This is a genomic window from Pseudomonas sp. GW456-12-1-14-TSB6 (assembly GCF_059424205.1).
The window spans coordinates 76,944-91,102 of the sequence record NZ_JBWKZE010000003.1; the positions used below are offsets into that span (position 1 = coordinate 76,944).

Below are 14,159 nucleotides of genomic sequence, written 5' to 3' on the forward strand. Positions count from 1 at the left end.
CAGAGCCAAAGCTCGCGAGTTTACAGGTCACACGCCGGAAAGAAATATCCCGTCGCACCACGCCTACCACTTAGCGGAACGTTTCAAGCGCCCTTGACAAGACTTCAACTCATCGGCATGATTCGCGGCCTATTTTGTTTGCTATTTCCTAAAAAGTCTTTCGAGGAGCTCGACGGTGGCCAACTCACCTTCCGCCAAAAAACGTGCAAAACAGGCTGAGAAGCGTCGCAGCCACAACGCCAGCCTGCGTTCCATGGTTCGTACCTACATCAAGAATGTAGTTAAAGCCATCGACGCAAAAGACGCTGAAAAAGCTCAAGCTGCATACGTTCTGGCTGTGCCAGTTATCGACCGTATGGCCGATAAAGGCATCATCCACAAGAACAAGGCTGCTCGCCATAAGAGCCGTCTGAATGGCCACGTCAAGGCACTGAAAGAAGCTGCCTAAGCGACGTAGTCATTAAAAAACCGACCTCAGGGTCGGTTTTTTATTGCCTGCGATTTGCTGAAATCAAGGCCAAAAAAAAGAGGAGCCAATCGGCTCCTCTTTTTTTACGCGTGATTAATGAGCTGACGCCCACGGCAAAATCGGAATCGCAGTCACCGCATTCTGCGGACTACCCTCGATCAGGCGATCGCTGTAGACCAGATACACCAGCGTATTGCGCTTCTTGTCGAGGAAGCGCACCACCTGCATGGTCTTGAACACCAGCGAGGTACGCTCCTTGAACACCTCTTCGCCATCCTTCAACTCACCCCTGAAGTTGATCGGCCCGACCTGGCGGCAAGCAATGGACGCCTCGGCACGATCCTCGGCCAGACCCAACCCACCCTTCACACCACCGGTCTTGGCGCGCGACAGGTAGCAGGTCACACCTTCAACCTTCGGATCATCGAATGCCTCGACCACGATCCGGTCGTTCGGCCCGACAAATTTGAACACCGTCGACACCTGACCGATTTCCTCGGCCGAGGCCAGCAACGGCAACACCATCAACAACCCCAACAATCCTTTTGCCATGCGCATCGCGTTTTCCTTACACCAGAATCAGGTTGTCACGGTGAACCAGTTCCGGCTCAGCCATGTAACCCAGCAAACCGACAATCGCATCCGACGACTGACCGATGATTTTTTGTGCTTCCAGCGCGCTGTAGTTGGCCAGGCCACGGGCGATCTCACGACCGTCCGGCGCCACGCACACCACCATTTCGCCGCGACGGAAACTGCCCTGAACCAGCTTGACCCCGACCGGCAACAGGCTTTTGTTGCCTTGGGACAACGCGGAAACCGCACCATCATCCAGCACCAGCGTGCCACGGGTTTGCAGATGACCGGCCAGCCACTGCTTGCGCGCCGCGAGCATGCCGCGCTCAGGCGACAGCAGCGTACCGACACGCTCACCCGCCTTCAGACGATCGAGCACGCGCTCCAGACGCCCGCCGACAATGATGGTATGCGCCCCGGAACGCGCCGCCAGCCGCGCCGCGCGCAGCTTGGTCTGCATGCCGCCACGCCCCAGCGCACCACCGGTACCGCCCGCCACCGCATCCAGCGTCGGATCATCGGCGCGCGCTTCGTAAATCAGCTGGGCGTCAGGGTTATTGCGCGGATCGGCGTCGAACATACCGTCGCGATCCGTCAGGATCACCAGCAGATCGGCCTCGACCAGATTGGCAACCAGCGCCGCGAGCGTGTCGTTGTCACCGAAGCGGATTTCGTCGGTAACCACGGTGTCGTTCTCGTTGATCACCGGGATGACTTTCAGCTCGACCAACGCACGCAAGGTGCTGCGGGCATTCAGGTAGCGCTTGCGGTCAGACAGGTCGTCGTGGGTCAGGAGAATCTGCGCAGTATGCCGGCCATGCTCGGCAAAGCTCGATTCCCAAGCCTGCACCAAGCCCATCTGACCGATTGCAGCGGCGGCCTGGAGCTCGTGCATCGCACTGGGTCGCGCAGTCCAGCCGAGGCGACTCATGCCCGCCGCCACTGCCCCGGAGGACACCAGCACCAGCTCGACGCCGGCCTCGTGCAAAGCCACCATCTGCTCGACCCAGACACTCATTGCCGCGCGATCCAGCCCTTTGCCATCCGCTGTCAGCAAAGCGCTGCCGATCTTCACGACCCAACGCTGCGCACCTGTCACCTTGCTCCGCATCATCTTCAACCTTAGCTTGAGGGCAGCGCGACCTGGCACTGCCCGTGACGTTATTCGTGGTTCTTCGTGACCAACAATCGATTTCCAGATACTAAAACGCCGCTCGATTGAGCGGCGCTTAAGTTTACTGCAACGAATCAGTCGCGCACGTAAATGATTTCCGGACCGTCTTCGTCATCCACATCTTCTTCGTCCCAGTCATCGTCGCCGATGTCATGGACCGACTTCACGCCACTGCGACGCAGGGCACGCTTGTCATCCAGCGCCTGCAACTGCGCACGGGCTTCGTCTTCGATGCGCTGATCCAGATCGGCCAGCTCTTCCTTGTAGGCCGGGTCATTGGCCAGGCGATCGGCACGATCCTCCAGATAACGCATGATGTCGCGCGTCAGGCGCTCGGTGCCTTCTTTGGCGATGGCCGAGATCACGTAGACCGGACCGGTCCACTCCAGACGATCGACGATTTCCTTGACCCGCGCTTCGTGCTCTTCTTCGAGGATCTGGTCGCACTTGTTCAGCACCAGCCAGCGGTCACGCTCGGCCAGCGACGGGCTGAACTTGATCAGCTCGTTGACGATCACTTCAGCGGCGTCCGGAGCGCTGCTTTCATCCAGTGGCGCCATGTCGACAAGGTGCAGCAACAGACGGGTACGCGCCAGGTGCTTGAGGAAACGAATACCCAGACCGGCACCGTCGGAAGCGCCTTCGATCAGACCCGGAATGTCGGCGATGACGAAGCTTTTCCAGCGATCAACGCTGACCACACCCAGGTTCGGCACCAGAGTGGTAAACGGGTAATCGGCAACTTTCGGCTTGGCAGCCGACACCGAGCGGATAAAGGTACTTTTACCGGCGTTCGGCAGACCCAGCAGACCGACGTCGGCCAGCACTTTCATTTCCAGCTTCAGGTCGCGCTGCTCGCCCGGCTTGCCCGGCGTGGTCTGGCGCGGCGCACGGTTGGTACTGGATTTGAAACGGGTATTGCCCAGACCGTGCCAGCCGCCCTGCACCACCATCAGTTTCTGACCGGCCTTGGTCAGGTCGCCGATGACTTCCTGGGTGGCGGAGTCGATCACGGTGGTGCCGACCGGCACGCGCAGGATCAGGTCTTCACCCTTCTTGCCGGTGCAGTCGGTGCTGCCGCCGTTGGAGCCACGCTCGGCATCGAAGTGCCGGGTGTAACGGTAGTCCACCAGGGTGTTCAGGTTTTCGTCGGCCATCATGTAGATGGAACCGCCGTCACCGCCATCACCACCGTTCGGGCCGCCGTTTTCAATGAACTTTTCCCGACGGAAACTCATGCAGCCATTGCCGCCGTCGCCAGCCTTTACGCGGATCGATACTTCATCAACAAACTTCATAACCAACGCCTCTCGCCGTACGGACGAGCCGAAAAACAATCAAGACATAAGACTCTTGCAAAAATGAGCGCAGCGACCCCAATCCACGACCTGCATCGCACGCCGGCAGCCCATACAAACAGCTTTGCAAGAGACTCACCCCACAAACGAAAAAGCCCCGTCGCAAGACAGGGCTTCTCCAGCACTCTCGCAGTTAGGCTGCGACAACGCTCACGTAACGACGACCGAAGGCGCCTTTTACTTCAAACTTGATCACGCCTTCGATTTTCGCGAAGAGGGTGTGATCCTTACCCATGCCAACGCCGTAGCCAGCGTGGAATTGGGTGCCGCGCTGACGCACGATGATGTTGCCGGCCTTGATGACCTGGCCGCCATACATCTTCACGCCAAGGCGTTTGGCTTCTGAGTCGCGACCGTTACGGGTACTACCACCAGCTTTTTTGTGTGCCATGAGTTCAATTCTCCTAGTGAGGAATTAGGCTGTAATTAAGCCTGAATACCGGTGATTTTGATCTCGGTGAACCACTGGCGGTGGCCCATACGCTTCATGTGGTGCTTACGGCGACGGAACTTGATGATGCGGACTTTATCGTGACGACCTTGGGAGATCACTTCAGCCTTGACGGTTGCGCCAGCAACAACAGGTGCGCCGATGTTCACGTCGTCGCCGTTGGCGACCAACAGAACGCGGTCAAAAGTCACGGATTCGCCAGTGGCGACTTCCAGTTTTTCGATCTTCAGGTATTCACCTTCAGCGACCTTGTATTGCTTACCGCCGGTAACGATTACTGCGTACATGGTATTTCTCCGATAATCCTGCTCACCCAGCTCTTTATAAGAAGAGGTATTGGCTGGCATGGCTGCATGGGGCTGGAACGGCCCAAGTGCAATTGCGTAAGGCAGGTGCTGCCCAGGAAGTTCAGGGTGCGCGATTGTACGCAAGCCTTCGAAGTCATGCAAGGGGCCGTCCATCGCGCCTTGACAGGCCCGGACGTGGGTCCTAGCATGCCGCGCAACCCTTCTGGAGCACCTGTCGCTGATGCAACCCCAAGCTTTCTACCGCGCGGTGGCGGACGATTTTAGCGCCGTCGACGGCATCATCAAGAAGCAGCTGACTTCCCGAGTGCCGCTGGTATCGAAAATCGGCGATTACATCACGTCGGCCGGCGGCAAACGCCTGCGTCCTTTATTGGTGCTGCTGTGTGGCAAGGCCCTGGGTCGCGAAGGCGACGACATGCGCCTGCTGGCCGCCACCATCGAATTCCTGCACACCGCCACCCTGCTGCATGACGACGTGGTCGACATGTCCGGCATGCGCCGTGGCCGTTCCACCGCCAACGCCATGTGGGGCAACGCCCCGAGCGTACTGGTGGGCGACTTTCTGTACTCGCGCTCGTTCGAGATGATGGTCGAACTGGGCTCGATGCCGGTGATGAAGATCCTGTCCCAGGCCACGCGCATCATCGCCGAAGGCGAAGTGCTGCAACTGTCCAAGGTCCGCGACGCCAGCACCACCGAAGAAACCTACATGGAAGTCATCCGCGGCAAGACCGCGATGCTGTTCGAGGCTTCGACCCACAGTGCCGCGGCGCTGGCCGGTGCCACCGCCGAGCAGAGCGAAGCCCTGCGCACCTTCGGCGATCACCTGGGCGTGGCGTTCCAACTGGTCGACGACCTGCTCGACTACAAGGGCGACGCCGAAACTCTGGGCAAGAACGTCGGTGACGATCTGGCCGAAGGCAAGCCAACCCTGCCGCTGATCTACACCATGCGCGAAGGCACGCCAGAGCAAGCTGCACTGGTGCGTCAGGCAATCCAGAAAGGCGGGATCGAAGACCTGGAAAGCATCCGCATCGCCGTGGAAGCCTCCGGTTCGCTGGAATACACCGCGCAACTGGCCCGTGATTACGTGGCCCGTGCGATCAAGTGCCTCGACGCGCTGCCGGCCAGCGAATACCGCGATGCGCTGGTTGAGCTGAGCGAGTTCGCGGTCGCCCGCACGCACTGATCAGCATCGCGTCATCTAAAAACCGCAGCCTCCGTTGGAGCCTGCGGTTTTTTGTTGCCTGCCATCGGCGGCTAAAACCCTATACAATGTGCGACTTTTAGCGATCCCCTTTCCAAGGAGCCTTAGTGAGCACGTTGCCACCCTGCCCGAAATGCAATTCCGAATACACCTACGAAGACGGCACCCAACTGGTGTGCCCGGAGTGCGCCCACGAGTGGTCTGCCGGCGGTGAAGCCGAAGTGGCGTCCGATGACGCCGTGAAGAAAGATTCGGTCGGTAACGTCCTGCAGGACGGCGACACCATCACCGTGATCAAGGACCTGAAGGTCAAGGGCACCTCGCTGGTGGTCAAGGTCGGCACCAAGGTCAAGAACATCCGCCTGTGCGATGGCGATCACGACATCGACTGCAAGATCGACGGCATCGGCCCGATGAAACTCAAATCCGAGTTCGTCAGAAAAGTCTGAGTCTGCTGTCTTCCATCCCGCGCCCGCCGTGGGATGGAGCTTCGCCCTCCCCCGCAATCCCCAACAAATCCTCGCAATAGCCAAACGCCAGCCGTTTTGACCTTACGCAATCTTTACCCGCAAAAAATCACAAACCGCCAATAGGCGCTTGCTATTTGACGAATAAGAATTATTCTCATTGAAACCCTTTCAATGGAGATGAGACCCATGACTTATTTGATCGACGCCTGGCTGGATCGCCCGCACCCGTACCTCAGGATCCTGCATCGGGAAACCGGTGAAGTCTGTGCCGTACTGGAAGAAGAAGCCCTGCACGAGTTGCAGGATCAAGGGGATCTGGACGTCAGCGGCCTGAGTTCCAGCGAGCCATTGGTGCTCAAGGAGCTGGTGCGCAATCTGTTCCTGTTCTGCTATGCCCGGGCCTTGCGCCCGACCAGTGAACTGCACAACAAGATCGAAGTATGAGAACGGCGGAGAAACCCTGCACAAGCCACGCTTGTGCAGGGTAACGGGATTACAGAACGTCGAGCAGCTCGACGTCGAACACCAGAACGCTGTGCGGCGGGATGCTGCCAACGCCTTGAGCGCCGTAAGCCAGTTCGCTCGGCACGTACAGACGCCATTTGCTGCCGGCATTCATCAGTTGCAGGGCTTCGGTCCAGCCAGCGATAACGCCGCCAACCGGGAATTCAGCCGGCTGGCCACGCTCGTAGGAGCTGTCGAACACAGTGCCGTCGATCAGCGTGCCGTGGTAGTGAGTACGCACGGTGTCTTCACGGGATGGCTTGGCGCCTTCGCCCTGCGTCAGCACTTCGAATTGCAGACCGGAGGCCAGGGTGGTGATGCCTTCTTTCTTGGCGTTTTCAGCCAGGAATGCCAGGCCTTCGCCAGCGGCGGCTTCAGCTTTGGCAGCGGCTTCGGCTTGCATGATCTCGCGGATCACCTTGAAGCTGGCGGACATGGCTTCCTGGCTTACACGGCTTTCCTTACCGGCGAATGCGTCGGTCAGGCCGGCCAGGATGGCGTCCAGGCTGACACCCGGTGGCGGGTTGTCGCGCAGCTGGTCACCCAGCTGACGGCCGATACCGTAGCTGACGCGGGTTTCGTCGGTGGACAGATTTACTTCGGACATGACACTGCTCCGCTGTGCGGACGGCCTCAGGACCTGCCGTGCGTACACAGCGCGTCCCGGCGCGCCCGGAACCAAAAGGGCGAGCAGACTAGCACAGATGTTCCGGCAGTGATCAGGCCCCAGCGCCTACAGCGCGGATCGCCAGGCCAGCGGCACCTTCAGGCTCTCTTCGCCACTGGCGCCAAGACCGCACATTTCATCGTGCACCGAGGTGTGCACCAGGTTGAACGGCAGCACCGGAAAGTTATGCAACACATCCCGGGCATGCTCGACCGAACGCAGCATCAGCACTTTCCCTTGCGGGTCGCTCAGCGGGTACGCTGCGCCATGCATCCGGGCTTCAAGCAGATAGATCCCGCCTTCCATGGAGATCAGGTTCAGTTCGTCGACCTTTCTGGCGACGGCAAACGCATTCAACTCTTGCAGGTTCATGAACGCACCTCACGCGGTGGCAAGCCTTGAGACCTACAGGGATATGCCTCGGCGAATCAAAGTACAAGCCACAAACGACACCGCCCGTCTGTTTCGCAACAGACGGGCGGTTTTGTTACAGCAATCGTCAGCTCATCAGTGCTTGGTGAGCTTGTCCAGATAACCCATGGCAAACGCCGAGATCACGAAGGTCATGTGGATGATCACGTACCACATCAGGTGCTCGGGATCGACGTTCTTGGCATCCATGAAAATCCGCAGCAGATGGATCGAAGAGATTGCAACGATCGACGCCGCCACTTTCATCTTCAGCGACGAGGAGTCCATGGTGCCCAGCCAGCTGAGCTTCTCTTTGCCTTCATCAATGTTCAGCTCGGAGACGAAGTTCTCGTAGCCGGAAATCATCACCATCACCAGCAAGCCGCCGACCAGCGCCATGTCGATCAGCGACAGCAGCACCAGAATCAGCTCGGATTCGGCCATGGAGAAGACATTGGGAATGACATGAAACACTTCCTGGAAGAATTTCAATGCCAGCGCCAGCAGCCCCAGGGACAGCCCGATGTAGATCGGCGCCAGCAGCCAGCGCGTGGCGTACATTGCATTTTCGATAAAGCGTTCCATTGACTCTCACACAAGAAGGGTTGAAATCGGCGGCGAGTATACCAGCCGCCCATGACAGCCAGAAACCGCCCGAAAATCCGCCACCTGCGTGTGTGTGTCAAAGTTTTTCTGCTAGTGTCCAAACCATTGACAGCCCAGCGACAGTGCACAGGAAGACTGGAAATGGATGTGCGATTGCCGATAACGACTGCCGGAATTTGCTTTGCCCTGTTGCTTGGCGGGTGTTCGCCCGGCGATGAAAAGCCTGCCGTCAGTCTTGAAGAAAAGACTGCGCAGTTCGAGCAGTCGCTGGACGCCATCACCGACCCCAAACTCAAGGACGCCGTGACCGAACTCGGCGGTTCGCTGCTGTTGCTCGAGCGCGCGCAACAGAAGCTCGACAACAAACCGTCCATTACCGAATACGGCGAAGACGCCCTCGGCGTGCTCAGGCACTACCCCACGCCACAGACGCTGGTCGATACCTTCATCAATGGCCTGTTCGTGCTGCACAAGGATTCCAGTTCCGATTACCTCACCGATCTGCAACCGGTGTTCCCCTTCAATCTCAACATCCCCGGCGGCTTTCTGTTCCCCCATGGCGTGGAGTGGCACTCGGTGACCCTGAGCAACAAACGGGTGATTGCCTATCAACCGGAATGGTCGGAAACCGATCCGGGCATTCAGCTCAGTCCTTCCAGTTCCAACGTCACCAACCCCGATGACCTGACTGTCACTTACCCTTTCATCGAAGGACTGAATGTCGACAAGAAGAACCTGCCGCGCCCGGTCAGCCTGCAAGGCCAGGTGGAGGTCATCGTCCCGAAACGCCTGCACAGTTTCAATCTGGATAAAAAGGACGTCGGCCAGACCCGCTCCGATGGCAACCTCAGCGTGACCTTGCTGAAACTGGACACACACTACGCCGAACTCGAGTTCAGCAACCAACTGCCGCTCGCCCCGGAAGTCGCCAATACCCGGCTCAATCCGTTGATCGTCCAGGCCCGCGACTCGACGGGCCAGTTTCTGGTGCGCGCCGGCGCCATCAATGAAAACCCCGAGCAGGTGGCGTTCTATCAAAAGCAGCTGGCCTACCTGCAACAGCAAAAAGCCTGGAGCGAGACGCTGGAAAAAAAGCTGGACGATGAACAACAGGCCTTTGAACAGCAGCATCCGCGCCACTACAACAAGGTGTACTTCAACGGCCCGATCGACACCCTCGAAGTCAGCCTGCTGGATTTTTCCGAAGCAACCGTCACCCGCAAGGCGCTGGATTTGCCCGTGCGCGAATTCGATCCGCACACCACGGAAAAAACCGTGCAGCCGCTCGACCTGCCGATCACCGTCTACGATGACCTCGCGCCCGACTGGCTCAAGGGCGCGTCCCTGACTGAAGAACAGCTGAAAAGCGGTGTCCATATCCGCCAGTCTGTTGAGGAGCCGAGCGCCGCGCGGATTGAGTTCGACCACCGCAAAACCTTCAACGATGAAATGCTCGGCGACGATTTCAGCCCCGGCGAAAGCCCGGTGACGTTCTTCACTGAAAAACACAATGGCAAACTCGACGAGCCGATCGAACTGCCGCCCGAGGCGTATCAGGTCGACCCGCTGCAGGCGACCATCACCTACGACCTGAACCTGTTCCCGGAAACCCCGGCGATTGCCGTCGGCTCGATGCCGTTGTTCCTGGCCACGGTGGACAAACAGGCTTATGAAGCCAAGGCCCTGCCTAAAGGTCTGGAAATCAGGAACAACGCGTTGGTGGTGGATTTGAAGCGATTCCCCGCCAACGAATGGCGATTCTTCGTCAAGGACGACAGCGGTCATTACCTGAAGCGGATTCTGTCGGTCAGCCACGACGCGAGCACGGAAGGGCCGGCGTTATTCGGCGTGCATTATTTCTACGGCCGTCCGACGCACGTTGAAACCTACCAGCGAACCGACCTCGCCACCGTGCAATACGGCTTTGAGGTCAAACTCGACAAGGCGCAGACCCAGGGCGCTGCGCCCTGATCGGCGCTGATGATCGGCGCTAATGGTCGAAGGTGCCGATGCTGCGTCCGCGTCCACCGTTGATCTGCCGCAACTGCGCCTGCAGATGCAACGACCAGATCTGTGGATCATTGGCCAGCTCATAGCCGTGCATCGTCAGGCTTTCAACGATGGTGTCGAGAATCGACTCGGCGGCGATCGGTCCGTGGAACGGGCCCTGGGCCTTGATGGCGGAAGGTTGTTCACCGGCCATGCCGGCGGCGAAGAGCAACGTCCACATGCCGTTATCGCCCGCCAACGGCTTGATGGCGCATTCGATACGGGTCACGAGACCCAGGCACTGACGGGTGAGGCAGAGGTTGCGCGACATGGCGGCGACCCTCGGTAAAGCCGGTGTTCAGCCCTTGCTGAAGAGCTGTTTCGATCCAGTGATACTGTCGATGTCCTTGAGCAGAGAATAGAAGAAAAGTCCGCCGCGCAAGCCGCACAGAACCAGAAGGCGCCGAATGGTCATTGTGTGAATATTGACGCCAGAGTGATGGCACTTTTGCCGACGTTCGCGACAAAACAAAAAACGGGAACACTAGGCTCCCGTTTTTTGAAGGCTGCCTGGCTTACGCCGGTTTGGCCTCCGCCAGCGCTTCCTGCGCCAATTCCTTCTCGGCTTCTTTCAGATCCTCTTCGCTGATCATCTCGGCAATCACCCGCAGACGCTCCACTACCCGCGCGTTAACGCTGCCTTCCGGGAATCCGCCCTCTTCGTTCGGCTCACCGGCCGGCTCGCCCACCAGCAGGCTCAACGCTTCGTCGGCCTGACGCACCGCGTAAACGTGGAACTGCCCGGCACGCACCGCCGCCAGTACTTTCTCATCGAGCATCAACGTTGCGACGTTGGCCTGGGGAATGATCGCGCCCTGCTCGCCCGTCAGCCCGCGCGCTTCGCAGAGACGGAAGAAGCCTTCGATCTTCTCGTTGACCCCGCCCACCGCCTGCACTTCGCCGAACTGGTTGATCGAACCGGTAATCGCGAAGCACTGCTTGAGCGGGGTTTTCGACAACGCCGAAATCAGTGTGCACGCCTCGCCCAGCGACGCACTGTCGCCATCGACGTAGCCGTAGGATTGCTCCAGCGCGATGCTCGCGGAAATCGCCAGCGGGAATTCCTGGGCGTAACGGCTGCCCAGATACCCGGTGAGGATCATCACGCCTTTGGAGTGAATTGGCTGACCGAGGTTGACCTCACGCTCGATGTCGACGATGCCGCTGCCGCCCGGGTACACCGTGGCGGAAATCCGCGCCGGCACGCCAAACGCCGAGTCGCCGACTTCAAGCACGGTCAGACCGTTGCACTTGCCGACTGCGGCGCCGTCGGTGTCGATCAGGATGATCCCCGCCAGCATGTCGTCGAGAATCCGCGCCGACACCCGACCGGTGCGAGTGGCCTTGGCCTTCAGCGCACGCTCGATGTGGCCGGCGTCGGTCATTTCATCGTTGGCCAGATGCCGGATGAAATCCGCCTCGCTGACCAACTGAAACAGATCGCCGATCCGCGCCGACAAACGCCCCTGGTGTTCGGCCAGACGCGCACTGTAAGTCGCCAGACGCGCCACCGCGTCGGCGGTCAATGGCGCCATGCCTTCTTCCGAAGTGCGGGTCTTCAGCAACTGGGCGAACTGTTCCAGGCTTTCGTCGACCATCGGGATGTCTTCGTCGAAGTCCACCAGAACACGGAACATCTCCTGGAAGTCCGGATCGAGGTCCTGCAGCGTGTAATACAGCTGACGCGCGCCGATGATGATCACTTTGACCTGCAACGGAATGTGCTGCGGGTTGAGCGTCATGGTGGCGAAACGGCCCATCTCGCCCAGCGGCGATTCCATCTTCAGCTTGCGCGATTGCAGGGCGCGCTTGAGCGCATCCCAGACAAACGGCTCGCCGAGCATTTTTTCCGCTTCAAGAATCAGGAAACCACCGTTGGCGCGGTGCAACGCACCCGGACGCAACTGGCGATAGGTGGTGTAGAGCGCGCCCTGATCGGTGGTGTACTCGATGCGGCCGAACAGGTTTTCGTAGGTCGGATGCGGTTCGAACACCACCGGCGCACCGCCGCTGGCCGGATGGCCGACCACCAGGCTCGGCGCATATTGCTCTTCCAGCAGCTTGCGCGCGACCGCATCGGTCTTGCTGTCATCGACCAGTTGCTCGACCACGGTTTTCAGCAGATAGACCTGCATCGCTTGCAGGTAACCGCAGACGGCCGCATTTTCCGCGTACTTTTCCGACAGCGGTGCGAGCAAGGGCTGCAAGGCCAGGGTGATGGTTTCTTCGTTGAGCTGACGCAGCTGGTTGCTCGACTCGCGCTTCCATTGCGGCAGGCTCGCCAATTCTTCGTTCAGGCGTTCTTCGAGACCGGAGATGTCGTCATGAAAACGCTCGCGTTCGGCCTCCGGCAACTGGGCGAACTCAGCTTCGTCCAGCGCCTTGCCTTCAAGCATCGGGGTGAAGGCGATGTTGCTGCTGTCGCGATACAGGGCGACGTCTTTTTCCAGGGCCAGACGTTCGATGACGTCCAGCGCCTTGTCGTAGCGCTGGTTGAAGGCGCGGTCGATGGCGCTTTTCTTCTGCTGGTAGGACGGGTGTTCGAACACCGCAGGAAAGGTCGCCAGCAGGTTGTCGATGAGGCCGTTGATGTCGCCGATGAAAGCAGCGGCGCTGCCCGATGGCAGCTCCAAAGCGCGGGGTTCGCGCGGCTCATCGAAATTGTTGACGTAGACCCAGTCCGCCGGGGTCTGCAGGCGTTTGCCTTCGGCCTTCAGGTAGCGTTTGACGAACGAGAAACGGCCGGTGCCGGGCTCGCCCATGACGAATACGTTGTAACCGGGGCGTGGCATGGCCACACCGAACTGCAAGGCTTCGACCGCACGTTCCTGGCCGAGCACACCGCGAAAGGGCTCCAGATCATTGGTGGTAGTGAAGCTGAACTGTTCAGCGGAAAACGGACGGGTCAGCGCTTCGGGCGCTAGACGCAAGCTGGCAGCAACAGGATCAGGCATCGGGCTTCCTTAACAATCAGGCGGGGCAGATAGCGGCATTCTGGCGCTGCCCGAGCCCCACTGGCAAGGCGCGCCACACGACAAAGCATAGACAACCGCCCTGCACGCGGCGCCGCCTCGTGAAACCGGGGTTTATTCCAAATATTGTGCAAAAACTCACGGAACCCTCGGAACGTGCCTAAACTCCAAACTGCGCGGCTGGAACTAATACCGGCCCACTGGCTTCGTTTGGCTCTGAACGTAAGCTCGCCGAGCGGCGATCAGGCAAGGCGAAAACAGGCGAGGAAGCGGAGTGTAGGGTCCTACATGAGCATTCCGAGCCTGTTTTCAACGCAGCATGATCGTCGCGCAGGCAGCTTACGTTTAGAGCCGGCCAGAACCCTGTCCATTGGTATGCACACAAAGAGAACAAAGCTATGAAACGGATTCTTCTCGGTACTCTCTTCACCGCTGTATCCATCAACGCCATGGCGCAAGCTCCAGGCGGCCCGGATTGCGGTTGGGGCAACATGCTGTTCGAAGGTCAGCGTGGCACCCCGGCACACTTCCTGGCATCCACCACCAACGGCACCTCCGGCAACGCGACGTTCGGCATGACGTCCGGCACCAACGGCTGCTCCACCAACGCTTCGCTGACCTATGGCGGCAAATCCTGGTTTGCCATGAATGGCATGATGAACGAGCTGTCCGAAGACATGGCAAAAGGCAACGGCGAAGCGCTGACGACCTATGCCGTGGTACTGGGCGTGGCGCCGGAAGACCGTGCGCACTTCGCCGCCGTCACTCACGAGCACTTCCAGCAGATCTTCAGCAAGGCTGACGTGACCGCTGAAGACGTGCATACCAACACCCTGGCCGTTCTGAAGGCAGACCCACGTCTGGCCAAGTACGCGACTCAGGCTTAAGCTCGACCCACCCGCTTCCTTCGGGAAGCGGGTTTTATTTTTTCGGCCCG

General features: G+C 59.3%; 16 protein-coding genes. 6 read left to right on the forward strand and 10 right to left on the reverse strand.

All coding sequences use genetic code 11. From position 1 onward, the window contains the following. The first annotated feature begins 175 nt into the window (after nt 1-175). Nucleotides 176-448, forward strand: coding sequence for a 30S ribosomal protein S20 (gene rpsT / locus AC07Y2_RS03480; protein ID WP_003228351.1), 273 nt, complete (start codon nt 176-178; stop codon nt 446-448). 114 nt (nt 449-562) lie between these two features. Here rpsT and AC07Y2_RS03485 read toward each other — a convergent pair whose 3' ends face one another. The 5 genes from AC07Y2_RS03485 to rplU form a co-directional block, all read right to left on the reverse strand. Continuing rightward, a complete protein-coding gene (locus tag AC07Y2_RS03485) occupies nt 563-1,027 on the reverse strand; it encodes a CreA family protein (protein WP_039771714.1) in 465 nt (154 codons plus the stop codon). 10 nt (nt 1,028-1,037) lie between these two features. Continuing rightward, nucleotides 1,038-2,156 (reverse strand): glutamate 5-kinase, encoded by a 1,119-nt coding sequence (gene proB, locus AC07Y2_RS03490; protein WP_103385459.1) that lies wholly within the window; start codon nt 2,154-2,156, stop codon nt 1,038-1,040. A 137-nt stretch (nt 2,157-2,293) separates the two neighbouring features. Continuing rightward, nucleotides 2,294-3,517 carry an Obg family GTPase CgtA gene (gene cgtA, locus AC07Y2_RS03495; protein WP_039771717.1) on the reverse strand — a complete coding sequence of 408 codons (1,224 nt, stop codon included), beginning with the start codon at nt 3,515-3,517 and terminating at the stop codon, nt 2,294-2,296. Nucleotides 3,518-3,710: 193 nt separating this feature from the next. Beyond that, entirely contained in the window at nt 3,711-3,968 is a 258-nt protein-coding gene (rpmA, locus tag AC07Y2_RS03500; protein WP_003228360.1) for a 50S ribosomal protein L27, read from the reverse strand. A gap of 35 nt (nt 3,969-4,003) precedes the next feature. After that, nucleotides 4,004-4,315: a 50S ribosomal protein L21 gene (gene rplU / locus AC07Y2_RS03505; protein WP_003228361.1), complete on the reverse strand. Its 312-nt coding sequence runs from the start codon at nt 4,313-4,315 to the stop codon at nt 4,004-4,006. A 241-nt stretch (nt 4,316-4,556) separates the two neighbouring features. On the opposite strand from rplU, the gene AC07Y2_RS03510 reads away from it, so the two are divergent. From AC07Y2_RS03510 to AC07Y2_RS03520, 3 genes are all read left to right on the forward strand, one after another. Further along, entirely contained in the window at nt 4,557-5,525 is a 969-nt protein-coding gene (locus AC07Y2_RS03510) for a polyprenyl synthetase family protein (protein WP_007950962.1), read from the forward strand. A 125-nt stretch (nt 5,526-5,650) separates the two neighbouring features. After that, nucleotides 5,651-5,992 (forward strand): zinc ribbon domain-containing protein YjdM, encoded by a 342-nt coding sequence (locus AC07Y2_RS03515; protein WP_007950963.1) that lies wholly within the window; start codon nt 5,651-5,653, stop codon nt 5,990-5,992. Between the two features lie 207 nt (nt 5,993-6,199). Next, nucleotides 6,200-6,457, forward strand: a complete 258-nt coding sequence (locus tag AC07Y2_RS03520) for a PA4570 family protein (protein ID WP_007950964.1) — start codon at nt 6,200-6,202, stop codon at nt 6,455-6,457. 49 nt (nt 6,458-6,506) lie between these two features. Here AC07Y2_RS03520 and bamJ read toward each other — a convergent pair whose 3' ends face one another. The 3 genes from bamJ to AC07Y2_RS03535 all read right to left on the reverse strand — a co-directional run bounded on the left by bamJ (nt 6,507) and on the right by AC07Y2_RS03535 (nt 8,180). Beyond that, entirely contained in the window at nt 6,507-7,124 is a 618-nt protein-coding gene (gene bamJ / locus AC07Y2_RS03525) for a BamJ family beta-barrel-assembly machinery protein (protein WP_007950965.1), read from the reverse strand. Between the two features lie 126 nt (nt 7,125-7,250). Then, on the reverse strand, nt 7,251-7,556 hold the full coding sequence (locus AC07Y2_RS03530) for a DUF6482 family protein (protein WP_103385460.1): 306 nt from the start codon (nt 7,554-7,556) through the stop codon (nt 7,251-7,253). Between the two features lie 135 nt (nt 7,557-7,691). Beyond that, nucleotides 7,692-8,180 (reverse strand): TIGR00645 family protein, encoded by a 489-nt coding sequence (locus AC07Y2_RS03535; protein ID WP_007950967.1) that lies wholly within the window; start codon nt 8,178-8,180, stop codon nt 7,692-7,694. A 162-nt stretch (nt 8,181-8,342) separates the two neighbouring features. Here AC07Y2_RS03535 and AC07Y2_RS03540 point away from each other — a divergent pair, with 162 nt between their 5' ends. Further along, nucleotides 8,343-10,172 carry a hypothetical protein gene (locus AC07Y2_RS03540; RefSeq protein WP_103385461.1) on the forward strand — a complete coding sequence of 610 codons (1,830 nt, stop codon included), beginning with the start codon at nt 8,343-8,345 and terminating at the stop codon, nt 10,170-10,172. A gap of 19 nt (nt 10,173-10,191) precedes the next feature. Here the strand turns inward: AC07Y2_RS03540 and AC07Y2_RS03545 are convergent, their stop codons facing one another. After that, nucleotides 10,192-10,521 (reverse strand): PA4575 family protein, encoded by a 330-nt coding sequence (locus AC07Y2_RS03545; protein ID WP_007950969.1) that lies wholly within the window; start codon nt 10,519-10,521, stop codon nt 10,192-10,194. A 244-nt stretch (nt 10,522-10,765) separates the two neighbouring features. After that, nucleotides 10,766-13,204, reverse strand: a complete 2,439-nt coding sequence (locus AC07Y2_RS03550; RefSeq protein ID WP_103385462.1) for a Lon protease family protein — start codon at nt 13,202-13,204, stop codon at nt 10,766-10,768. Nucleotides 13,205-13,620: 416 nt separating this feature from the next. Between AC07Y2_RS03550 and AC07Y2_RS03555 the strand changes: the two genes are divergently transcribed. Further along, nucleotides 13,621-14,109 carry a DUF3015 domain-containing protein gene (locus AC07Y2_RS03555; protein WP_007950971.1) on the forward strand — a complete coding sequence of 163 codons (489 nt, stop codon included), beginning with the start codon at nt 13,621-13,623 and terminating at the stop codon, nt 14,107-14,109. The last annotated feature ends 50 nt before the right edge of the window (nt 14,110-14,159 follow it).